Origin of the sequence: Roseovarius autotrophicus (genome assembly GCF_018069895.1) — a bacterium.
GTDB classification, from domain to species: Bacteria; Pseudomonadota; Alphaproteobacteria; order Rhodobacterales; family Rhodobacteraceae; genus Roseovarius; species Roseovarius autotrophicus.
In genome coordinates this window covers 279,190-299,689 of record NZ_JAGQDH010000001.1, presented here as the reverse complement: position 1 = coordinate 299,689, position 20,500 = coordinate 279,190, and the positions used below count along the sequence as shown (strand labels likewise).

General features: G+C 63.3%; 25 protein-coding genes. All 25 read left to right on the top strand.

From position 1 onward, the window contains the following. Positions 1-2 precede the first annotated feature (2 nt). The 25 genes from KAK09_RS01580 to KAK09_RS01460 all read left to right on the top strand — a co-directional run bounded on the left by KAK09_RS01580 (position 3) and on the right by KAK09_RS01460 (position 20,498). Positions 3-863 carry a hydroxymethylglutaryl-CoA lyase gene (locus tag KAK09_RS01580; protein WP_210877074.1) on the top strand — a complete coding sequence of 287 codons (861 nt, stop codon included), beginning with the start codon at positions 3-5 and terminating at the stop codon, positions 861-863. Continuing rightward, entirely contained in the window at positions 860-1,645 is a 786-nt protein-coding gene (locus tag KAK09_RS01575; RefSeq protein ID WP_210877073.1) for a crotonase/enoyl-CoA hydratase family protein, read from the top strand. Before KAK09_RS01580 ends, KAK09_RS01575 begins: the two co-directional genes overlap by 4 nt. 220 nt (positions 1,646-1,865) lie before the next feature. Further along, positions 1,866-2,231 carry an NADH-quinone oxidoreductase subunit A gene (locus KAK09_RS01570; RefSeq protein ID WP_210877072.1) on the top strand — a complete coding sequence of 122 codons (366 nt, stop codon included), beginning with the start codon at positions 1,866-1,868 and terminating at the stop codon, positions 2,229-2,231. Beyond that, positions 2,222-2,755 carry a NuoB/complex I 20 kDa subunit family protein gene (locus KAK09_RS01565; RefSeq protein WP_210877071.1) on the top strand — a complete coding sequence of 178 codons (534 nt, stop codon included), beginning with the start codon at positions 2,222-2,224 and terminating at the stop codon, positions 2,753-2,755. Before KAK09_RS01570 ends, KAK09_RS01565 begins: the two co-directional genes overlap by 10 nt. Further along, positions 2,752-3,354: an NADH-quinone oxidoreductase subunit C gene (locus tag KAK09_RS01560; protein ID WP_210877070.1), complete on the top strand. Its 603-nt coding sequence runs from the start codon at positions 2,752-2,754 to the stop codon at positions 3,352-3,354. The genes KAK09_RS01565 and KAK09_RS01560 overlap by 4 nt, the downstream gene beginning before the upstream one ends. After that, entirely contained in the window at positions 3,354-3,569 is a 216-nt protein-coding gene (locus tag KAK09_RS01555; protein WP_247650996.1) for a hypothetical protein, read from the top strand. Before KAK09_RS01560 ends, KAK09_RS01555 begins: the two co-directional genes overlap by 1 nt. Continuing rightward, positions 3,569-4,786, top strand: coding sequence for an NADH-quinone oxidoreductase subunit D (locus tag KAK09_RS01550; protein ID WP_210877355.1), 1,218 nt, complete (start codon positions 3,569-3,571; stop codon positions 4,784-4,786). The genes KAK09_RS01555 and KAK09_RS01550 overlap by 1 nt, the downstream gene beginning before the upstream one ends. Continuing rightward, on the top strand, positions 4,783-5,079 hold the full coding sequence (locus tag KAK09_RS01545; RefSeq protein WP_210877069.1) for a hypothetical protein: 297 nt from the start codon (positions 4,783-4,785) through the stop codon (positions 5,077-5,079). Before KAK09_RS01550 ends, KAK09_RS01545 begins: the two co-directional genes overlap by 4 nt. 1 nt (position 5,080) lies before the next feature. Continuing rightward, complete coding sequence (gene nuoE, locus KAK09_RS01540; RefSeq protein ID WP_210877068.1) at positions 5,081-6,175, top strand: NADH-quinone oxidoreductase subunit NuoE; 1,095 nt, start codon at positions 5,081-5,083, stop codon at positions 6,173-6,175. A 35-nt stretch (positions 6,176-6,210) separates the two neighbouring features. Continuing rightward, positions 6,211-6,864 carry an NADH:ubiquinone oxidoreductase gene (locus KAK09_RS01535; protein WP_210877067.1) on the top strand — a complete coding sequence of 218 codons (654 nt, stop codon included), beginning with the start codon at positions 6,211-6,213 and terminating at the stop codon, positions 6,862-6,864. A 12-nt stretch (positions 6,865-6,876) separates the two neighbouring features. Next, the gene (locus KAK09_RS01530; RefSeq protein WP_210877066.1) at positions 6,877-7,098 is read left to right on the top strand and encodes a DUF5337 domain-containing protein; all 222 of its coding nucleotides are present in this window, start codon (positions 6,877-6,879) and stop codon (positions 7,096-7,098) included. A gap of 4 nt (positions 7,099-7,102) precedes the next feature. Next, positions 7,103-8,401 carry an NADH-quinone oxidoreductase subunit NuoF gene (gene nuoF / locus KAK09_RS01525; protein ID WP_210877065.1) on the top strand — a complete coding sequence of 433 codons (1,299 nt, stop codon included), beginning with the start codon at positions 7,103-7,105 and terminating at the stop codon, positions 8,399-8,401. Further along, positions 8,398-8,751 (top strand): hypothetical protein, encoded by a 354-nt coding sequence (locus KAK09_RS01520; RefSeq protein ID WP_210877064.1) that lies wholly within the window; start codon positions 8,398-8,400, stop codon positions 8,749-8,751. Before nuoF ends, KAK09_RS01520 begins: the two co-directional genes overlap by 4 nt. Before the next feature lie 124 nt (positions 8,752-8,875). Continuing rightward, the gene (locus KAK09_RS01515) at positions 8,876-9,274 is read left to right on the top strand and encodes a DUF5333 domain-containing protein (protein ID WP_247650995.1); all 399 of its coding nucleotides are present in this window, start codon (positions 8,876-8,878) and stop codon (positions 9,272-9,274) included. A gap of 6 nt (positions 9,275-9,280) precedes the next feature. Further along, positions 9,281-11,293: an NADH-quinone oxidoreductase subunit NuoG gene (nuoG, locus tag KAK09_RS01510; RefSeq protein WP_210877063.1), complete on the top strand. Its 2,013-nt coding sequence runs from the start codon at positions 9,281-9,283 to the stop codon at positions 11,291-11,293. A gap of 2 nt (positions 11,294-11,295) precedes the next feature. After that, positions 11,296-11,688: a hypothetical protein gene (locus KAK09_RS01505; RefSeq protein WP_210877062.1), complete on the top strand. Its 393-nt coding sequence runs from the start codon at positions 11,296-11,298 to the stop codon at positions 11,686-11,688. Between the two features lie 12 nt (positions 11,689-11,700). Next, on the top strand, positions 11,701-12,738 hold the full coding sequence (gene nuoH, locus KAK09_RS01500) for an NADH-quinone oxidoreductase subunit NuoH (RefSeq protein ID WP_210877061.1): 1,038 nt from the start codon (positions 11,701-11,703) through the stop codon (positions 12,736-12,738). A gap of 3 nt (positions 12,739-12,741) precedes the next feature. Further along, on the top strand, positions 12,742-13,236 hold the full coding sequence (gene nuoI / locus KAK09_RS01495; protein ID WP_210877060.1) for an NADH-quinone oxidoreductase subunit NuoI: 495 nt from the start codon (positions 12,742-12,744) through the stop codon (positions 13,234-13,236). Next, positions 13,233-13,646 carry a carboxymuconolactone decarboxylase family protein gene (locus KAK09_RS01490; RefSeq protein ID WP_210877059.1) on the top strand — a complete coding sequence of 138 codons (414 nt, stop codon included), beginning with the start codon at positions 13,233-13,235 and terminating at the stop codon, positions 13,644-13,646. Before nuoI ends, KAK09_RS01490 begins: the two co-directional genes overlap by 4 nt. Then, positions 13,643-14,251 carry an NADH-quinone oxidoreductase subunit J gene (locus KAK09_RS01485; RefSeq protein ID WP_210877058.1) on the top strand — a complete coding sequence of 203 codons (609 nt, stop codon included), beginning with the start codon at positions 13,643-13,645 and terminating at the stop codon, positions 14,249-14,251. The genes KAK09_RS01490 and KAK09_RS01485 overlap by 4 nt, the downstream gene beginning before the upstream one ends. Before the next feature lie 149 nt (positions 14,252-14,400). Further along, positions 14,401-14,706, top strand: a complete 306-nt coding sequence (gene nuoK / locus KAK09_RS01480) for an NADH-quinone oxidoreductase subunit NuoK (protein WP_210877057.1) — start codon at positions 14,401-14,403, stop codon at positions 14,704-14,706. Between the two features lie 8 nt (positions 14,707-14,714). Beyond that, positions 14,715-16,682, top strand: a complete 1,968-nt coding sequence (gene nuoL, locus KAK09_RS01475) for an NADH-quinone oxidoreductase subunit L (protein ID WP_210877353.1) — start codon at positions 14,715-14,717, stop codon at positions 16,680-16,682. Next, positions 16,682-18,229: an NADH-quinone oxidoreductase subunit M gene (locus tag KAK09_RS01470; RefSeq protein ID WP_210877056.1), complete on the top strand. Its 1,548-nt coding sequence runs from the start codon at positions 16,682-16,684 to the stop codon at positions 18,227-18,229. Before nuoL ends, KAK09_RS01470 begins: the two co-directional genes overlap by 1 nt. Before the next feature lie 16 nt (positions 18,230-18,245). Then, positions 18,246-19,679, top strand: coding sequence for an NADH-quinone oxidoreductase subunit NuoN (gene nuoN / locus KAK09_RS01465; RefSeq protein WP_210877055.1), 1,434 nt, complete (start codon positions 18,246-18,248; stop codon positions 19,677-19,679). 54 nt (positions 19,680-19,733) lie between these two features. After that, positions 19,734-20,498, top strand: a complete 765-nt coding sequence (locus tag KAK09_RS01460; protein ID WP_210877054.1) for a biotin--[acetyl-CoA-carboxylase] ligase — start codon at positions 19,734-19,736, stop codon at positions 20,496-20,498. Positions 20,499-20,500 lie beyond the last annotated feature (2 nt).

The following is a 20,500-nucleotide window of genomic DNA, read 5'->3' as shown; positions in this document are numbered from 1 at the left end:
CCATGACCGGGACGGTCGAGATCTTCGAGGTCGGTCCGCGCGACGGGTTACAGAACGAGAAACGGCGCATCGCCACGCGCGACAAGATCGCGCTGGTGGACCTGCTGAGCGAAGCGGGGTTTTCGCGCATCGAGGTGGCGAGTTTCGTCAGCCCGAAATGGGTGCCGCAGATGGCCGACAGCGCCGAGGTGCTGCGTGGAATCTCGCGCGCGCCCGGTGTGCGCTATGCCGCGCTGACGCCCAATATGCGCGGGCTGACGGACGCGCTGGAGGCGGGGGCAGACGAGGTGGCGATCTTTGGTTCGGCGTCAGAAGGGTTTTCACGCGCCAATATCAACGCCACGATCGACGAGAGCCTCGCGCGGTTCGCCCCGGTGATGGAGGCGGCGGGGGCCGAAGGGCTGCGGGTGCGCGGCTATGTGTCCTGCGTGGTCGAATGCCCCTACGACGGGCCGGTTGACCCGGCACAGGTGGTGCGGGTGGCCGAGAGCCTGTGGGAGATGGGCTGCTACGAGATCAGCCTTGGCGACACCATTGGGCGGGCGGCGCCCGAGGCGGTTGATGTCATGCTCGCGGCGGTCTGCGAGTCCGTGCCGGCGGAGCGGCTGGCGGGGCATTTTCACGATACCGGCGGCCGCGCGCTCGACAATATCGAGGTGGCGCTTGGGCGCGGCCTGCGGGTCTTCGACGCCGCCGTGGGGGGGTTGGGGGGATGTCCCTATGCGCCGGGTGCCGCCGGCAACGTGGCGACCGAGGCAGTGCACGAACGGCTGGTGTCGCTTGGCTACGAGACCGGGCTGAACCCGGATGTGCTGTCGCGCGCGGCGGCGATGGCGCGGGCGATTCGGGGAGGGGACAGATGACCGAGACAATCAGTATCGAGAGGGACGCGCGCGGAGTTGCGACGCTCACGCTTGACCGGGCGGAGAAGCATAATGCGCTCTCGGCTCAGATGATCGCCGAACTGCACGCGGCGGCAGAGGCGCTTGGTGCCGATTCGCGCGTGCGTGTGGTGGTGCTGGCGGCGCGCGGCAGGACGTTCTGCGCGGGCGGTGATCTGGGCTGGATGCGCGAGCAACTCAGTGCCGATCCCGTGACGCGGAGCCGCGAGGCAGGCAAGCTGGCGCATATGCTTCAGGCGCTCAATACGCTGCCCAAGCCGCTGATCGGCCGGGTGCAGGGCAATGCCTTTGGCGGTGGTGTGGGGATGATGAGTGTCTGCGACGTGGCGGTGGGGGCCGATCATGTGCTCTGCGCGCTGACCGAAACGCGGCTGGGGCTGATCCCGGCCACCATCGGACCCTATGTGGCGGCGCGCATGGGCGAGGCGATGGCGCGGCGGGTCTTCATGTCGGGCCGCCGGTTCGATGCGGCAGAGGCCGTGCGGCTGGGGCTACTGGCGCGGGAGGTGCCTGAGGCAGATCTTGATGCGGCCGTCGAGGCCGAGGTCGCGCCCTATCTCGACTGCGCGCCGGGGGCGGTGGCGCAGGCCAAGGCGCTGTTGCGCGGGTTCGGGCCGCGCATCGACGACGAGGTGATCGCCGCCACCATCGGCGCGCTGGCCGAGACCTGGGCGGGCGAGGAGGCCCCTGAAGGCATCGCCGCCTTCTTCGAACGACGCAGGCCGCGCTGGCAGCGTCCCTGAGTCGCGCGGATTTGCCGCGGCGCGGCGCGGGCGGTCAGAATCCTTGGCCAATTGTGCGTGAATACCGCATGCCGTTGCATGCAAACTGCGAAAATCGCGCTGTTGCGGTGGTTAATCCGTCCTGCCCTCGGTTGACCGCGTGATGGGGCAGGTTTAAACCCCGAAGAAGTATGCAGCCATCTTGATGCGCGCCCGGCGCGCGCATGAAAGGAGCCATCCCGTGGAAGAGATGCTGAGGGAATATCTTCCCATTCTGATCCTCTTGGCCGTTGCCATCGGTCTGGGCCTTGTCCTCATCCTTGCCGCTGTCGTCATCGCCGTGCGCAACCCCGACCCCGAAAAGGTGAGCGCCTATGAATGCGGCTTCAATGCCTTTGACGATGCGCGGATGAAATTCGACGTGCGGTTCTATCTTGTGTCGATCCTGTTCATCATCTTCGATCTGGAAATTGTCATGCTCTTTCCATGGGCGGTGGCCTTCGCGGATCTCAGTATGGCGGCGTTCTGGTCGATGATGGTGTTTCTGGCGATACTGACTGCGGGCTTTGCCTATGAATGGCGCAAGGGAGCGATGGAATGGCAGTGATGACGGGGGCCAACACCGCCGGGCCGGACCGCGAGGTCGCGACGCAGGCGCTTAACCGGGAGTTGCAGGACAAAGGGTTTCTGCTGACCTCGACCGAGGATATCGTCAACTGGGCGCGCACCGGATCGCTGCACTGGATGACCTTCGGTCTAGCGTGTTGTGCGGTCGAGATGATGCACACATCGATGCCGCGATATGACCTTGAACGCTATGGCACCGCGCCGCGCGCAAGCCCGCGCCAGTCCGACCTGATGATCGTGGCCGGCACGCTGACGAACAAGATGGCCCCGGCGCTGCGCAAAGTCTACGACCAGATGCCAGAGCCGCGCTATGTGATTTCCATGGGTTCCTGTGCCAATGGTGGCGGCTATTATCATTACAGCTACAGCGTCGTGCGCGGCTGTGACCGGATCGTGCCGGTGGATATCTATGTGCCGGGCTGCCCGCCCACTGCCGAGGCGCTGGTCTATGGCATCCTGCAATTGCAACGCAAGATTCGCCGGACAGGGACGATTGTCAGATGAGCAATGCATTGAAGGAACTTGGCGAATATATCGAGCTGAAGCGCCGCGATTGCGTGCTGGGCTGGGAGGTCGCACATGGCGAGCTGAGCGTCGATGTGGCGCTCTCGAACATCGCCGGGCTGGTGGAGTTTCTCAAGACTGACCAGAACTGTGCCTTTTCCACGCTGGTGGACATAACGGCGGTCGATTACCCCGAACGGCCCAAGCGGTTCGACGTTGTCTATCACTTGCTCAGCATGTATCAAAACCACCGCATCCGCCTGCGCGTCGCGGCGCGCGAAGAGGACATGGTGCCTTCGCTCACCGGTGTGCATCCGTCGGCCAACTGGTTCGAGCGCGAGGTGTTCGACATGTTCGGCATCTTGTTCTCGGGCCACCCGGACCTGCGGCGCATCCTGACCGATTACGGCTTTCGCGGGCATCCTCTGCGCAAGGATTTCCCGACCACGGGCTACACCGAGGTGCGCTATGACGAGGTGCAGAAGCGCGTGGTCTATGAGCCGGTGAGCCTGGTGCAGGAGTATCGGCAATTCGATTTCATGTCGCCTTGGGAAGGGGCCGAGTACATCCTTCCGGGTGACGAGAAGGAGGCGAAGTGATGGGCGCGAACTATGGCATGGGCATGGGGATGGGCATGGGTGGCCTGATCATGATGCTGGTTTTCGCCGCGCTTGTGGTGATCCCGTTCTGGCGGCTTCTGCCGCAATATGGCATTCCAAACTGGCTGGCGCTGTTCTCGATCATTCCTCTCGGGGCGCTGATCCTGCTCTGGGTGATGGCCTTCCGGGACAAGCTTTATGGAGGGCGGGAATGATGGACGGTTCCAACTTCGCAGACGCTCAGACCGGCGAGCAGAGGATCCGCAATTTTAACATCAACTTCGGCCCGCAACACCCTGCTGCCCATGGGGTTTTGCGCCTGGTGCTGGAGCTGGACGGCGAGTTGGTTAAACGCTGCGATCCGCATATCGGCCTGCTGCATCGCGGCACCGAAAAGCTGATGGAGAGCCGAACCTATCTCCAGAACCTGCCCTATTTCGACCGGCTCGATTATGTGGCGCCGATGAACCAGGAACATGCCTGGTGCCTGGCCATCGAACGGCTTACCGGAACGCAGGTGCCGCGCCGCGCGAGCCTTATCCGCGTGCTCTATTCGGAAATCGGCCGCATCCTCAATCACCTGCTCAATGTCACCACGCAGGCGATGGATGTGGGCGCGCTGACCCCGCCGCTCTGGGGCTTCGAGGAGCGCGAGAAGCTGATGGTGTTCTATGAGCGTGCCTGCGGGGCGCGGCTCCATGCCGCCTATTTCCGCCCCGGCGGCGTTCATCAGGACCTGCCGCCCGCTCTGATCGACGACATCGAGACCTGGGCCAACGAATTTCCGCGCGTGCTCGACGATCTCGACGGGCTTTTGACCGAGAACCGCATCTTCAAGCAGCGCAATGCCGATATCGGCGTGATCACGCAGCAGGAGGCGCTGGATTGGGGCTTTAGCGGCGTGATGGTGCGCGGCTCTGGCATGGCGTGGGATCTGCGCCGCGCGCAGCCCTATGAATGCTATGACGAGTTCGAATTCCTCATTCCGGTGGGCAAGAACGGCGATTGCTATGATCGTTACCTCTGCCGGATGGAGGAGATGCGCCAATCGCTGCGGATCATCCATCAGGCGATTGCCAAGCTGCGCGCGCCCGAGGGGCAGGGCGATGTGCTTGCGCGGGGCAAGATCACGCCGCCGTCGCGCGCCGAGATGAAAACCTCGATGGAGGCGCTCATCCATCACTTCAAACTGTATACCGAGGGTTTTCACGTCCCCGAAGGCGAGGTCTATGCCGCCGTCGAGGCCCCCAAGGGCGAGTTTGGCGTCTACCTGGTGGCCGATGGCAGCAACCGGCCCTATCGCGCCAAGCTGCGCGCGCCGGGCTATCTGCATCTGCAGGCGATGGATCATGTCGCCAAGGGGCATCAACTCGCGGATGTGGCGGCGATCATCGGTTCTCTGGATGTCGTGTTCGGGGAGATCGACAGGTGACCACGCCGCGCCTTTCTCGCGCGGGTGGCGTCTCGCTCGTTGCGCTTGCTCTGGTGGCAGGTTGTGTCGTGCCGCCAGAGGGCACGACGCGCGACGACCTGACCCGCTACGAGGAGGCGGCGAAAAGTCTCGACTGCACCCTCGTCACCGAGGGCGATTTTCTGGCCATGGAGATGCAGACGGGGCTGGTGCGCCAGCAGCTTCTCGACATCACCGGCCGTTACCTGTCCACCGGAGGGGCCGAGCGGCTGCCTGGCGGTGGCGTGAAACTGACCACAGGAGCCTGTGCCTGAGATGCTACGCCGTCTTTACCACGAGCAGCCCGAGAGCTTTGCATTCACCCCTGCCAATCAGGAGTGGGCCGAGGCGCAGATCAGCAAATATCCCGAGGGGCGACAGGCGAGCGCGATCATCCCGCTTCTCTGGCGCGCGCAGGAGCAGGAGGGCTGGCTGAGCCGCCCGGCGATCGAACATGTGGCCGACCGGCTGGGCATGGACTATATCCGCGCGCTCGAAGTGGCCACGTTCTATTTCATGTTCCAGCTCCAACCAGTTGGCAGCTTGGCACATTTTCAGATTTGCGGCACGTTGACGTGCATGATTTGCGGCGCCGAGGACCTTATCGCGGTCTGCAAGGACAAGATCGCGCCGAGGCCGTTCCAGCTATCGGAGGATGGCAAGTTCTCGTGGGAAGAGGTGGAATGCCTGGGGGCCTGCACCAACGCGCCGATGGCACAGATCGGCAAGGATTATTATGAGGACCTGACCGCCGAGCGGTTCGCGGAGATCATCGACGAGTTGGCCGCAGGCAAGGTGGCTGTGCCGGGTCCGCAGAATGGCCGCTACGCCGCCGAACCGAAATCGGGGCTGACCAGCCTCAGGGATTTCGAGAGCGGGCGCGCGCAGTATAACGCCAGCGCGCAGCGCGCCGTTGATCTGGGTGAAACCGTCAAGCGTATCGACGGCACCGAGGTGCCGATCCTCGCGCCATGGCGCGAGAAAGGAGCCAATCACAAGCCCGCGCCATCCTCGGTCAAGCTCAACGACGAGCCGGTGAAGACGGAGGCGAAGGCCGAGGCCCCGAAGGTCGCCCCGACCGAGGCCAAGCGGCCCGAGGCTCTGGCCGCGCCGCGCGCAGGCAAGGCGGACGATCTGACGAAGATCAAGGGCGTCGGTCCGAAACTGGAAAAGCTGTGCAACGCGCTCGGCTTCTACCATTTCGACCAGATCGCCAGATGGACGGAGGAAGAAGTCAGTTGGGTGGACCAGAACCTTGAAGGGTTCAAGGGAAGGGTCAGTCGCGACAACTGGGTCGAGCAGGCGAAACTGCTGGCCGAGGGCAAGGAGACGGAGTTTTCCGCCGGGGTCAAGAAAGGCGGCGCCGATTGAGACGGTCCGCCTGAGAGCCAACGGGAGAGAGAGACATGTCCGACACGTCGAAACTAAGCACTTGCCAGCTCGTTTGCTGGGGCCTGTCCGCGATTGCCGGCCTGGCGGTGCTCTGGTCTGCTACGGGTGCGGTCGGTTTCGTCGCCGCGTTGCTGCTTGGGGTGGCTTTCGCGGTGTTTCTCGGGCTTGTGTTCGGGAGGCTGATCTGCACCGGCTACAAGGCGCCGGACGAAACCGACGAGCGGTCCGCGCCGGCGGCGGAACCGACGGCAAGCGTGGCCATAGCGGCCGTTTCTGAAACGGCGGCGCCTGCGGTGAAGTCGGGCACGCTGCTGAAGGGCGAGGAAGAGCTGTCCGCGCGCAAGGGGGCCTGGCACTATGGTGAGCCCATGGCCCCTGGTGTCGGAGATGAAGGCAACGCCGAGACCGGCACCCGCCCCGAGCTGCTGAGCGCACCCAGGGACGGCAAGGCGGATGACCTGACGCGCATCAAGGGTGTCGGGCCGAAGCTGGAAAAGCTTTGCCACGAGTTGGGCATTTATCATTTCGACCAAATCGCGGCTTGGACCGCGACCGAGGTGGACTGGGTCGATGAGAACCTCAAGGGGTTCAAGGGCCGGGTGAGCCGCGACAACTGGGTGGAACAGGCGAAAGCCCTCGCCGCTGGCGGCAAGGGTCAAGCGAATTGAGCATGAAGGGCAATGTCGCAGCAGGATGCACATATCGCGCGCATGGGGCGCAAGGCCGCGCTGGTGATCGCCGGGACGGGGGTTCTCTGGATCCTCGCCACGCTGATCGGGGCCGAGTATGGCCTGAGCCTGCGTGTGCGCGCGCTGTTCGATCTGATGGCGCTTGGTGGCTTCGTCTACGCCTTCGTGCTGATCTATCAACTCTGGCGTGCGCGTCAGGGCAACCGGAGGTGACGGGATGCTGAAAGACCAGGATCGTATCTTTACCAATCTCTACGGGATGCATGACCGCAGCCTCAAGGGGGCCATGGCGCGTGGGCATTGGGACGGGACGGCGAAAATCCTCCAGAACGGGCGCGACTGGATCGTGAACCAGATGAAGGCCAGCGGGCTGCGCGGGCGCGGCGGCGCGGGCTTTCCCACGGGTCTCAAATGGTCCTTCATGCCCAAGGAAAGCGACGGGCGGCCCGCCTATCTGGTGGTCAATGCCGACGAATCCGAGCCGGGCACCTGCAAGGACCGCGAGATCATGCGCCACGACCCGCATACGCTGGTCGAGGGTTGCCTGATTGCCTCTTTCGCGATGAATGCGCATGCCTGCTATATCTACATTCGCGGCGAATATATCCGCGAGAAAGAGGCGCTTCAGGCGGCGATCGACGAGGCTTATGAGGCGGGTCTGATCGGACGGAACGCCTGCAAATCCGGCTGGGATTTCGACATCTACCTGCATCACGGCGCAGGCGCCTATATCTGCGGCGAGGAAACCGCCCTTCTGGAAAGCCTTGAAGGCAAGAAGGGGATGCCCCGGATGAAGCCGCCGTTTCCGGCGGGCGCGGGGCTTTATGGTTGTCCGACGACCGTGAACAACGTGGAATCGATTGCCGTGGTGCCCACCATCCTGCGGCGCGGGCCGGAATGGTTCTCGGGCTTTGGGCGCCCCAACAACGCGGGCACCAAGCTTTTCGCCATCTCGGGCCATGTCAACAATCCCTGCGTGGTCGAAGAGGCCATGTCGATCCCCTTCGAGGAGCTGATCGAGAAGCATTGCGGCGGGATTCGCGGCGGCTGGGACAATCTGCTGGCGGTGATCCCGGGCGGTTCCTCCGTTCCGTGCGTGCGCGGCGAGAACATGCGCGACGCGATCATGGATTTCGACTATCTGCAAAAGGATCTGCGCTCGGGCCTTGGCACCGCGGCGGTGATCGTGATGGACCGCAGCACCGATATCGTCAAGGCGATCTGGCGCCTGTCGAAATTCTACAAGCACGAAAGCTGCGGGCAATGCACGCCCTGCCGCGAGGGCACCGGCTGGATGATGCGGGTGATGGAACGGCTGGTGCGGGGCGAGGCCGAAATCGAGGAGATCGACATGCTGTTCGACGTGTCCAAGCAGGTCGAGGGACATACGATCTGTGCGCTCGGCGATGCGGCGGCCTGGCCCATTCAGGGCCTTATCCGCAATTTCCGCGACGAGATCGAGGACCGCATCCGCGCACAGAAGGCCGGGCGCATAAGCGCGGTGGCGGCAGAGTGACGGCGCTGCCGACATATCGTGGCCTTCTGGCCCTTGTGGTTTTCGGCGCGCTTCTGGCGGGTTGCACCAACCGCGAGGAACGTGTGCTGTTCGACGGAAACTATTATCCGGGCAAGGTGCGTGCAGAGCGCGACGACCGGCGCAACTTTACCGCTTCGGTCGGTCGGGCCGGACGCGGCATCGAGGGCGCGCGCAAGGCCGTGGTGCATGAGGCCACGCGCTATTGCATCGAGAATTTCGGCACCTCCACCATCGAATGGGACGGTGCGCGCGAGGGACAGGCGGGGCCTGTCCATACCCGTTCTGGCGATCGGGTTTCGGCGTCGGGGACATGCGTGATATGGCGTTGATCTCTGTCAAATCCCTGGTTCGGTCCGCCTGTTATTGCATGACAGGCCGCCGCCTTCCCATCTGCATCGCAGATGGGCGGGCCGCTGTGGCCGCGCCCCGGAATGACAGGAAAGGAGCCAGATCATGCGCATGATCCTAGTGGCAGTTCTCGGGACGGGGCTGGTGGCGCCGGGAGCGGACGCGTCCTCGCTCTCGCAGGAGAGGGACATCAACCAGCGGCTGCTCGAAATGTCGGTGGCCGATGAAATCCGCAAGCGCTGCGACAACATCTCGGCGCGGATGATCCGCGGGCTTCGGCTGATGAACGCGCTCAAGGCCGAAGCCATGCGGCGCGGCTACTCCGAGGCCGAGATCGAGGCCTATGTGAAGGACAAGGACGAGAAACGGCAGATGCGCGCGCGCGCGGATGCCTATATCCGGGCGCGTGGCGCCGAACCGAATGACGGGCCAAGCCTCTGCGCGCTTGGCCGGGACGAAATCGCGAAGCAGAGCCGGATCGGCGCGCTTCTCTGGGCAAGGTGAGACGGGATGGCGGACCTACGCAAGATCATCATCGACGGGCAAGAGGTCGAGGTCGAGGGGGCAATGACCCTCATTCAGGCCTGTGAGCAGGTGGGGATCGAGGTCCCGCGCTTCTGCTATCACGAGCGTCTCAGCATCGCGGGCAACTGTCGGATGTGCCTGGTCGAGGTACAGCCGGGGCCGCCGAAACCGGCGGCGTCCTGTGCCATGCAGGTGCGCGACATGCGTCCCTTTCCAGATGGCAGCCCGCCGCAGGTGAAAACCAATTCGCCCATGGTCAAGAAGGCGCGCGAGGGTGTGATGGAGTTTCTGCTCATCAACCACCCGCTTGACTGCCCGATCTGCGATCAGGGCGGAGAGTGCGATCTTCAGGATCAGGCGATGGCCTATGGCGTTGATTTCTCGCGTTACCGCGAGACCAAGCGTGCCTCTGAGGATCTTGACCTCGGGCCGCTGGTCGAGACGCATATGACGCGCTGCATCTCCTGCACGCGCTGCGTGCGCTTCACGACCGAAGTGGCCGGGCTGCATGTCATGGGCCAGACCGGGCGCGGCGAGGATTCCGAGATCACCTCCTATCTGGGCGAGACGCTGAACAGCAACCTTCAAGGCAATATCATCGACCTGTGCCCGGTGGGCGCGCTTGTCTCAAAGCCTTATGCCTTTACCGCCCGGCCCTGGGAGCTGACCAAGACCGAGACTATCGACGTGATGGATGCGCTCGGCTCCAGTATCCGCGTCGATACCAAGGGGCGCGAAGTCATGCGCATCCTGCCGCGCAACCATGACGGCGTGAACGAAGAGTGGATTTCCGACAAGACCCGCTTTGTCTGGGACGGGCTGCGTCGGCAACGGCTGGACAAGCCCTATATCCGTGAGAACGGACGTTTGCGCCCGGCAAGCTGGTCCGAGGCGCTTGGGGTTGCGGCGCAGGCGATCAAGGGCGCGTCGAAGCTGGCGGGTCTGGTGGGCGATCTGGCCCCGGTTGAGGCAGCCTATGCGCTCAAGCTCTTGGTCGAGGGGCAGGGCGGCGTGGTCGAGTGTCGGACCGATGGAGCGGCGCTGCCTGCGGGCAACCGCTCTGCTTATGTCGGCACGGCGCGGATCGAGGATATCGACAGCGCGAAACATATTACGCTCATCGGATCCGATCCGGGCGTCGAGGCCCCGGTACTGGGCGCGCGCATCCGCAAGGCCTGGCTCAGGGGGGCCAACATCACCCATCTGGGGGCTGCGGCAGCTCTTACCTTCGAAGCCGAGCGCAAGGGCGCGGATTTGGCGGCGCTGGCCGCGCTTGTGGCCGAGGCCGCCCCGCTCGATGGCGCGCTGGTGATCGTGGGGCAGGGCGGTTTGCGTGGGGCGAATGGCGCGGGCGTGCTGAGCCATGCCATGCAACTGGCCGAAAGGCAGGGCGCGGGGCTTCTGGTGCTGCACACGGCGGCGGGCCGCGTGGGCGCGATGGATGTGAATGCGACCTGCGAGGGCGGGATCGCGGCGGCGCTCGACGGCGCGGACGTGATCGTGAACCTCGGCGCGGACGAGATCGAGATCGCCAAGGGCGCTTTCGTGATCTATCAGGGCAGTCATGGCGACCGGGGTGCGCATCGCGCCGATGTTATCCTGCCTGCTGCGGCCTGGACCGAGGAAAACGGCCTTTTCGTCAACACCGAGGGCCGCCCGCAACTGGCGCTGCGCGCGGGCTTTGCCCCCGGCGAGGCCAAGGAGAACTGGGCGATCCTGCGCGCGCTTTCCGGCGAGATGGGCGAGGCGCTGCCCTTTGACAGCCTTGCGCAACTGCGTCAGGCGCTGGTCAAGGCGGTGCCACATCTGGCGCGGATCGACGAAGTGTCCGTGAATGACTGGCAGGCGGTGCCTGCGGTTGATCTCGGGGCGGGACGTCTGGAAACGGCCATCGCCGATTTCTACCTTTCCAACCCGATTGCCCGCGCCAGCGCGTTGATGGCGGAACTGAGCGCCAATGCCTGCGCGCGCCGGTCGCGTCCGGTGGCGGCCGAGTGAAGATGGTCGCGCCCCTCATACCGGCGCTCGCGCTTGGCCTTTCTGGCGGTCTTGCGGGCTGTGCCGAGCCTGAAGCGGTTGCCTTTGCTCCCGATTATCTCGGGGTCGAGACACGGCTTCTGGATGGGGATCTGGTAAATTTCCGCGTCACCATGCGCGGGGCGCGGGTCGGGCGGGACGTGGAGCGTTACGCCGAATGCGCTGCCGCGCAATACACGCTGATCCGGGGCTATGGATTTGCGCGTCATGTGCGTACCAACATGGTCGAACAGGGTGGTATTTGGCGAGGCGATGCGGTTTATACGATCTCGGAATCGCTGCCCCGAGGACTGAAGACAATCGACGCCGAAGTCGTCGCCGCGAGTTGTGCGGAAAACGGAATACCGATGGTATGAGGACCTGACCTGATGGCTGAATTCTTGACAACCCCGTTCGGGACCTTTGTGCTGATCCTCGCGCAAAGTCTGGCGATTGTCGGCTTCGTGATGATATCTCTGCTGTTCCTCGTCTATGGCGACCGCAAGATCTGGGCCGCCGTGCAGATGCGGCGTGGGCCAAACGTGGTTGGCATCTATGGCATTCTGCAATCGGTGGCCGACGCGCTCAAATACGTCGTCAAGGAGGTGGTGATCCCGGCCGGGGCGGATCGCCCGGTATTCCTGCTGGCGCCGATGATATCGTTTGTGCTGGCGATCCTCGCCTGGGCGGTCATTCCGATGAACGAGGGCTGGGTTCTGTCGGATATCAACGTGGCCGTGCTTTTCGTCTTTGCCGTCTCCTCGCTCGAGGTTTACGGCGTGATCATGGGGGGGTGGGCGTCGAACTCCAAATACCCGTTCCTCGGTAGCTTGCGCTCGGCGGCGCAGATGATTTCCTACGAGGTGTCCATCGGCCTGATCATCATCGGGGTGATCATCTCGACCGGCTCGCTGAATTTCAGCGCCATCGTCGCGGCGCAGGACACGGCCTATGGCTTTTTCGGCTGGTATTGGCTGCCACACCTGCCCATGGTGTTTCTGTTCCTCATCTCCGCGCTGGCAGAGACGAACCGACCGCCGTTTGATTTGCCCGAGGCCGAGTCCGAACTCGTTGCAGGCTTCATGGTGGAATATTCCTCGACCCCCTACTTGCTGTTCATGGCCGGGGAATATATCGCGATCTTCCTGATGTGCGCGCTCATGTCGCTGTTGTTCTTCGGGGGCTGGCTGTCGCCCATTCCCGGCCTGCCCGACGGGGTCTTGTGGATGTTCGGCAAGATGGTCGTGTTCTTCTTCATCTTCGCCATGGTCAAGGCGATCACCCCGCGCTACCGCTACGATCAACTCATGCGGATCGGCTGGAAGGTGTTCCTGCCCATGTCGCTCGGGTGGGTCGTGATCGTGGCATTCCTTGCGAAATTCGAAGTGTTCGGCGGGTTCTGGGCCCGTTGGGCGATTGGAGGCTGAGCCATGACGCAGATGGATTACGGACGCGCGGCGGGGTATTTCCTGCTCAAGGATTTCTTCGTCGGCTTCAAGCTGGGCCTGAAATACTTTTTCGCGCCCAAGGCGACGCTGAACTATCCGCACGAGAAGGGGCCGCTTTCGCCCCGGTTCCGCGGCGAGCACGCGCTACGCCGCTATCCCAATGGCGAAGAGCGGTGCATCGCCTGCAAGCTGTGCGAGGCGATCTGTCCCGCGCAGGCGATCACGATTGATGCAGAGCCGCGCGACGACGGCAGCCGCCGCACCACGCGCTATGACATCGACATGACCAAGTGCATATACTGCGGCTTCTGTCAGGAGGCCTGCCCGGTGGATGCCATTGTCGAGGGTCCGAATTTCGAGTTCGCCACCGAGACGCGCGAGGAGTTGTTCTATGACAAGGCCAAGCTGCTGGAGAACGGCGAACGCTGGGAGGCCGAGATCGCCCGTAACCTCGAAATGGATGCGCCCTACCGATGACCGATGCCCCCAACCCCTTCGAGATGATGATGCGCCAGGCCCAGGAAATGGCGCGGGCGATGAATCCGGCGCTTGAGAGCTTTTCACCCAAGGGGTTCGAGAAGCTGTGGCCGACCATGCCGAAGGAATTCATGGAAATGAGTTTTGGCAAGGGGATCAACAAGGACGGGCTCGATGCCAAGACACGGCTCTTGCTGACGCTGGCGGGGCTGACCATGCTGGGCGCGCAGAGCGACACGCAGATCCGCATGACCGTGCGCCATGCGCTCGAGGCGGGGGCCACGAAAGACGAGATAGCCGAGACCATCGCGCAGATGTCGATGTTTGCCGGTATTCCGTCGATGACCCGCGCGATGGAATTCGCGCGCGAGGTCATGGACGAAGCGGACGAGAAAGGAACAGGGAAATGACGATTGCGGCGATGTCCTTCTATCTCTTCGCGACGGCACTTCTGGTAGGGGCGCTTTTCACGGTCGTCAGCCGCAATCCGGTGCATTCGGTGCTGTGGCTGATCCTGTCCTTCATCAGCGCGGCGGGGCTGTTCGTGCTTCTTGGTGCCGAGTTCGTGGCGATGCTGCTGATCATCGTCTATGTGGGGGCGGTGGCGGTGCTGTTCCTCTTTGTGGTGATGATGCTCGATGTGGATTTCGCCGAGTTGAAGGCCGAGATGGCGAAATACATGCCGCTGGCGCTGCTGATCGGGGTGATCCTTCTCATGCAGTTCGGCATCGCCTTTGGCAACTGGGCGGCGGCGGACGGGGCCGAGGCCGCACGTCGCGCGGTGACGCCCGAAGGGGTGGAGAACACCGCCGCTCTGGGGCTGTTGCTCTATGACCAGTATTTCATCCTGTTCCAACTGGCGGGGCTGATCCTCTTGGTGGCGATGATCGGGGCGATCGTGCTCACGCTGCGCCAGCGCGAGGGCGTCAAGCGGCAGGACGTGCTGGCGCAAATGTATCGCGACCCCGCGAAGGCGATGGAGTTGAAGGACGTGCGGCCGGGTCAGGGACTGTAAAAGCCCCTGTCCGCCCCGGGCTTGACCGGGGGTTCTTGGGGCAAAGAGATCCCGGGTCAAGCCCGGGATGACGATAGAAAAGATGTTCCGGCAGGACTCGGGGCGCGACGCGAAGAGACGACAAACGGGCAGGACCCGGAGGGACAGACATGATCGGACTTGAACATTATCTGACGGTGGCCGCCGCGCTTTTCGTCATCGGGATCTTCGGGCTTTTCCTCAACCGCAAGAACGTGATCGTGCTGCTGATGTCGATCGAGTTGATGCTGCTGTCGGTCAACATCAACCTCGTCGCCTTTTCCGCCCACCTCAATGATCTGGTGGGGCAGGTCTTTACCCTTTTCGTGCTGACCGTGGCCGCCGCCGAGGCCGCCATCGGCCTTGCGATCCTCGTCTGTTTCTTCCGTAACCGCGGCACTATCGCCGTGGAAGACGTCAACGTGATGAAAGGCTGATCCCGATGATCTACAAGATAATCCTCTTTGCGCCGCTCATCGGGGCGATCATCGCAGGCTTTGGCTGGCGGATCATCGGTGACAAGGGCGCGCAATGGCTGACCACGGGGCTGCTGTTTCTCTCGGCCATCCTGAGCTGGGTGGTGTTCGTGCAAGGTGCGCACGAGGCGCAGGCGGTGCATATCCTCGACTGGGTGCAGTCGGGGACGCTTGACGCCGCCTGGTCGATCCGGGTGGACCGGCTGACCACGATCATGCTGATCGTGGTGACGACCGTCTCGGCGCTCGTGCATCTCTATTCCGTGGGCTACATGGCGCATGACGAGAATTTCCGCGAGAACGAGAGCTATCGCCCGCGTTTCTTCGCGTATCTCTCGTTCTTCACTTTCGCCATGCTGATGCTGGTAACCTCCGACAACCTCGTGCAGATGTTCTTTGGCTGGGAGGGGGTTGGTGTCGCCTCTTATCTGCTGATCGGGTTCTACTATCGCAAACCGTCCGCCAATGCCGCCGCGATCAAGGCTTTCGTGGTGAACCGGGTGGGCGATTTCGGCTTCGCGCTTGGCATCATGGCGATCTACTTCCTGACCGACTCGGTTCGGTTCGACGACATCTTCGCCGCCGCGCCGGAGCTGGCGGAGATGCAGCTTGCCTTTCTTTGGACCGAGTGGAACGCGGCCAACCTGATTGCGGTGCTTCTGTTCATTGGGGCCATGGGCAAATCGGCGCAGTTGTTCCTGCACACATGGCTGCCCGATGCCATGGAAGGCCCGACGCCGGTCTCGGCGCTCATTCATGCCGCAACCATGGTCACGGCGGGCGTGTTCCTTGTCGTGCGCATGTCGCCCTTGATGGAATACGCGCCGGAGGCGATGACTTTCGTGGTGTTCCTCGGGGCCTCGACGGCGTTTTTCGCCGCGACCGTGGGCCTTGTGCAGAACGACATCAAGCGCGTGATCGCCTATTCGACCTGTAGCCAGCTTGGTTACATGTTCGTGGCCGCCGGTGTGGGGGTCTATTCGGTGGCAATGTTCCACCTCTTCACCCACGCGTTTTTCAAGGCGATGCTGTTTCTTGGCGCAGGCTCGGTCATCCACGGGATGCATCACGAGCAGGACATGCGCAACTATGGCGGCCTGCGCAAGAAGCTGCCCTATACGTTCTGGGCGATGATGATCGGCACGCTCGCGATCACCGGCGTGGGGGTTCCTCTGACGCATATCGGGTTTGCCGGGTTCCTCTCGAAGGATGCGGTGATCGAGAGCGCCTTCGCCGGAACGATGGGGGGGTACGGCTTCTGGATGCTGGTGATCGCGGCGGCGTTCACCTCGTTCTATAGCTGGCGGCTGATGTTCCTGACCTTTTACGGCACCCCGCGCGGCGACAAGCACACCCATGAGCACGCGCATGAAAGCCCGATGGTCATGCTGGTGCCGCTTGGCGTGCTGGCGCTTGGCGCGGTGTTCGCGGGCATGATCTGGTATGGTCCGTTCTTCGGCTCGGAGGATCAGGTCAATGGCTGGTTCAACGGGGCGATCCTGATGGCCGAGGGCAACAGCGTGCTGCGTGACGCGCATTACGTGCCCACATGGGTCAAGCTCAGCCCCTTCGTGGCAATGCTGGGCGGGTTGCTGATGGCGCTCTGGTTCTATGTCTGGGATCCGGCGATGCCGCGGCGCGTGGCCGAGACCAACCGCCCGCTCTATCTGTTCCTGCTCAACAAGTGGTATTTCGACGAGATCTATGACTTCGTTTTCGTTCGTCCGGCCAAGGCGCTCGGAAGCCTGCTGTGGAAGCGCGGCGACGGCGATGTGATCGACGGCTCGATCAACGGGGTGGCGATGGGGCTTGTCCCGCGCCTTACGCGGCTCGCGGGGCGCGCACAGTCGGGTTATATCTTCACCTACGCCTTTGCCATGGTTCTCGGCATTGCCGCGCTCATCACCTGGATGACCATCTTCGGGGGGGCCAACTGATGGACAACCTTCTCTCCATCGTCACCTTCATCCCGGCCATTGCGGCGGCGATCCTCGCCATCTTCCTGCGCGGTGAGGATGCGGCAGCGCAGACCAATGCGAAATGGGTGGCGTTGATCGCGACCACGCTGACTTTCGTTGTTTCGCTCTTCATCCTGTTCGGGTTCGATGCGTCGAATACGGGTTTTCAGTTCGTGGAAGAGCGCGCATGGCTTCTGGGTCTGAAATACAAGCTGGGCGTGGACGGGATCAGCGTTCTCTTCGTGATGCTGACGACCTTCATGATGCCGCTGACGATTGCCGCGTCATGGGGCGTGACCACCCGCGTCAAGGAATACATGATCGCTTTCCTGCTTCTGGAAACGCTCATGCTGGGCGTGTTCATGGCGCTCGATCTGGTGCTCTTTTACCTCTTCTTCGAGGCGGGGCTGATCCCGATGTTCCTGATTATCGGGATCTGGGGCGGCAAGGCGCGGATCTATGCGGCCTTCAAGTTCTTTCTCTACACCTTCCTCGGTTCGGTGCTGATGCTGGTGGCGATGGTGGCGATGTTCGCCGAGGCGGGCACGACCGACATTCCCACGCTGCTGCGGCACGAGTTCGCCTCCGAGAATTTCTCGCTGCTGGGGATTCACATCATCGGCGGGATGCAAACCCTGTTGTTTGTCGCCTTCTTCGCCTCTTTCGCGGTGAAGATGCCGATGTGGCCGGTGCACACCTGGTTGCCCGATGCCCACGTTCAGGCGCCGACGGCGGGCTCGGTCGTGCTGGCGGCGATCCTGCTGAAGATGGGCGGCTATGGCTTTTTGCGCTTCAGCTTGCCGATGTTCCCGGTGGGGGCAGAGGTGCTGACGCCGTTCATCCTGTGGATTTCGGCGATTGCCATTGTCTATACCTCGCTGGTCGCGCTGGCGCAGGAGGACATGAAAAAGCTCATCGCCTATTCCTCGGTGGCGCATATGGGCTATGTGACGATGGGGATTTTCGCGGCCAATCAGCAGGGGCTTGACGGGGCGATTTTCCAGATGATCAGCCACGGCTTCATCTCCGGCGCGCTCTTTCTCTGTGTGGGCGTGATCTATGACCGTATGCATACCCGCGAGATCGACGCCTATGGCGGCCTCGTGAACCGGATGCCGGCCTATGCGCTCATCTTCATGTTCTTCACCATGGCCAATGTCGGCCTGCCCGGCACGAGCGGATTCGTGGGTGAGTTCCTGACGCTGGTGGGCGTGTTCCAGGTCAATACCTGGGTGGCGGCGGTGGCCACGACGGGGGTGATCCTGTCGGCGGCCTATGCGCTCTGGCTTTACCGTAGGGTGGTCTTTGGCGATCTGATCAAGGAAAGCCTGAGGACGATCACCGACATGAGCCGCCGCGAGCGCGCGATCTTTGCGCCGCTGGTGGCGATGACGCTGCTTCTGGGCGTCTATCCCCGACTTGTAACCGATATCACCGGCCCCTCTGTCGAGGCGCTGATTTCCAATGTCGAACTTGCCCAGTCCGTCGCGCGTGTCGCGACGGCAGTGGCGCAGGTCGCGCAGTAACCGGAGTCCCTGAACCATGCAGGCTGATCTGAACGTAATCCTGCCGGAAATCCTGCTGTCGGTCTACGCGATGGCGGCGCTTCTGGGGGCGGTCTATACCGGCAAGGACCGGCTCGCGCCGATGCTCGTGTGGGTGACGGCGGCGCTGATGGCGTTTCTGGCGATCTGGATCGGGATGGGGGGCTCGGGCACGCGCACGGCCTTCGGTGGCATGATCAACGATGACGGGTTTGCGCGTTTCGCCAAGGTCACGATCCTTCTGTCGGCGGCGGCTGTGCTGGTGCTGGGGCAGGACTACATGGAGCGCCGCGGCATCCTGCGGTTCGAATATCCCATCCTCGTCGCGCTTTCGGTCGTGGGCATGATGGTGATGGTCAGTGCGGGCGATCTGATGGCGCTCTATATGGGGCTGGAATTGCAATCTCTGGCGCTTTACGTGATCGCCTCGCTGCGGCGCGACAATCTGAAATCGACCGAGGCGGGGCTGAAGTATTTCGTGCTTGGCGCGCTCAGCTCCGGCCTGCTGCTGTTCGGGGCGTCGCTGGTCTATGGCTTTGCCGGCACGACGCTTTTCTCGGGCATCATCGCCGCCGCCGACGGGCAGACGCCGCTTGGCCTGCTGATCGGGCTGGTGCTGGTGATCTCGGGCCTCGCGTTCAAGATCTCGGCGGTACCGTTCCATATGTGGACGCCCGATGTCTACGAGGGCGCGCCGACGCCGATCACCGCCTTCTTCGCCACTGCGCCCAAGGTGGCGGCATTGGGTCTTTTCGCACGCGTGGTGCATGACGCCTTTGGCGGCGTGGTCGCGGACTGGCAGCAGGTGCTGGCGGCGCTCAGCCTTCTGTCGATGTTCCTGGGCGCGATCGCGGCGATCGGCCAGACCGATATCAAGCGGCTGATGGCCTATTCCTCGATCGCGCATATGGGCTATGCGCTGATGGGGCTGGCGGCAGGCACCGCGTTCGGCGTGCAGGCGATGCTGGTCTATGTGGCGATCTATGTCACGATGAATGTGGGCACCTTCGCCTTCATCCTGTCGATGGAGCGTGATGGGCAGCCGGTGACGGATATCCGCAGCCTCAACCTTTATTCAAAGGCCGAGCCGGGGCGGGCGCTGGCCATGCTGATCCTTCTGTTCAGCCTTGCCGGCGTGCCGCCGCTTCTGGGTTTTTTCGGCAAGCTCTACGTCTTGCGCGCGGCCTATGAGGGTGGGCTTGTCTGGCTTGCCGTGGCGGGGGTGGTGGCAAGCGTCATCGGCGCGTTCTACTATCTGCGCATCGTCTACTACATGTATTTCGGCGACGAGGGCTCGACGCTGGAAACCGGGCGCTCGCTGGTGCAATGGGCGTTCCTGATGGGATCGGCGGCGGTGATGGTGTTCGGCATCATCAACATGTTCGGCATCGAGACCATGGCGCAGGCGGCGGCGGCGACCCTTGTTCGCTGAGACGTGCGCCCGCGGCGGGGTAGGGATGCCTCCGGCGGGAGTATTTGGGGAACGATGAAACCGGGGGCGCGCAGCGACTGGCCCGAAGGCTATGGGCGGCGGGTGTTGGCGCGGGTGGACAGCACCAATGCGGAAGGCGCGCGGATTGCCGCGACGCTTTCGGGGCCGGAATGGATTCTGGCACTGGAACAGACGGCGGCGCGCGGGCGGCGGGGCCGGTCCTGGGCGAACCCGCCCGGCAATTTCGCGGCGACGCTGGTGATGCGGCCCTCGGAAAGCCCCGACCGGGTGGCGTTGCGATCTTTCGTGGCGTCGCTGGCGCTTTACGATGCGGTGGTGGCAGCGACGGGGCGGGCGGATGGTCTCGGGCTCAAATGGCCCAATGACGTGCTGCTCAATGGCGGCAAGCTGGCCGGGATTCTGCTGGAAAGCGCGGGGACGGGGGCGAGCCTTAACCATTTCGCAATCGGCATCGGGGTCAATCTCGTGGCCGCGCCGGACCTGGCCGAGCTGGAGGCGGGGGCGGTGCGTCCGGTCTCACTTTTGTCAGAGACGGGCGTGGCCATCGGCCCGGAGGCGTTTCTTGACCTGCTCGCGCCGGCCTATGCGCGGCATGAGGCGTCCTTTGTCACCTACGGCTTCGAACCCGTTCGCCGGGCCTGGCTTGACCGGGCGGCGCGCCTGGGCGATGTGATCACCGCGCGCACCACGCGCGAGAGCCATGAAGGCCGGTTCGAGACAGTGGACGGGGCCGGCAACCTGGTGTTGCTGACGCCGAGGGGCCGCAACGCCATCGCCGCGGCCGAGGTGTTTTTCTGAAC

Coding starts and splice junctions, on each gene's coding strand:
- KAK09_RS01530 (WP_210877066.1), top strand. CDS start 6,877: ATGTCGCAGCAGGATGCACATATCGCGCGCATGGGGCGCAAGGCCGCG.
- KAK09_RS01565 (WP_210877071.1), top strand. CDS start 2,222: ATGGCAGTGATGACGGGGGCCAACACCGCCGGGCCGGACCGCGAGGTC.
- KAK09_RS01470 (WP_210877056.1), top strand. CDS start 16,682: ATGGACAACCTTCTCTCCATCGTCACCTTCATCCCGGCCATTGCGGCG.
- nuoH (WP_210877061.1), top strand. CDS start 11,701: ATGGCTGAATTCTTGACAACCCCGTTCGGGACCTTTGTGCTGATCCTC.
- KAK09_RS01490 (WP_210877059.1), top strand. CDS start 13,233: ATGACCGATGCCCCCAACCCCTTCGAGATGATGATGCGCCAGGCCCAG.
- nuoG (WP_210877063.1), top strand. CDS start 9,281: ATGGCGGACCTACGCAAGATCATCATCGACGGGCAAGAGGTCGAGGTC.
- nuoI (WP_210877060.1), top strand. CDS start 12,742: ATGACGCAGATGGATTACGGACGCGCGGCGGGGTATTTCCTGCTCAAG.
- nuoE (WP_210877068.1), top strand. CDS start 5,081: ATGCTACGCCGTCTTTACCACGAGCAGCCCGAGAGCTTTGCATTCACC.
- nuoF (WP_210877065.1), top strand. CDS start 7,103: ATGCTGAAAGACCAGGATCGTATCTTTACCAATCTCTACGGGATGCAT.
- KAK09_RS01515 (WP_247650995.1), top strand. CDS start 8,876: ATGCGCATGATCCTAGTGGCAGTTCTCGGGACGGGGCTGGTGGCGCCG.
- KAK09_RS01575 (WP_210877073.1), top strand. CDS start 860: ATGACCGAGACAATCAGTATCGAGAGGGACGCGCGCGGAGTTGCGACG.
- KAK09_RS01560 (WP_210877070.1), top strand. CDS start 2,752: ATGAGCAATGCATTGAAGGAACTTGGCGAATATATCGAGCTGAAGCGC.
- KAK09_RS01485 (WP_210877058.1), top strand. CDS start 13,643: ATGACGATTGCGGCGATGTCCTTCTATCTCTTCGCGACGGCACTTCTG.
- nuoK (WP_210877057.1), top strand. CDS start 14,401: ATGATCGGACTTGAACATTATCTGACGGTGGCCGCCGCGCTTTTCGTC.
- nuoN (WP_210877055.1), top strand. CDS start 18,246: ATGCAGGCTGATCTGAACGTAATCCTGCCGGAAATCCTGCTGTCGGTC.
- KAK09_RS01550 (WP_210877355.1), top strand. CDS start 3,569: ATGGACGGTTCCAACTTCGCAGACGCTCAGACCGGCGAGCAGAGGATC.
- KAK09_RS01535 (WP_210877067.1), top strand. CDS start 6,211: ATGTCCGACACGTCGAAACTAAGCACTTGCCAGCTCGTTTGCTGGGGC.
- KAK09_RS01555 (WP_247650996.1), top strand. CDS start 3,354: ATGGGCGCGAACTATGGCATGGGCATGGGGATGGGCATGGGTGGCCTG.
- KAK09_RS01580 (WP_210877074.1), top strand. CDS start 3: ATGACCGGGACGGTCGAGATCTTCGAGGTCGGTCCGCGCGACGGGTTA.
- KAK09_RS01505 (WP_210877062.1), top strand. CDS start 11,296: ATGGTCGCGCCCCTCATACCGGCGCTCGCGCTTGGCCTTTCTGGCGGT.
- KAK09_RS01460 (WP_210877054.1), top strand. CDS start 19,734: ATGAAACCGGGGGCGCGCAGCGACTGGCCCGAAGGCTATGGGCGGCGG.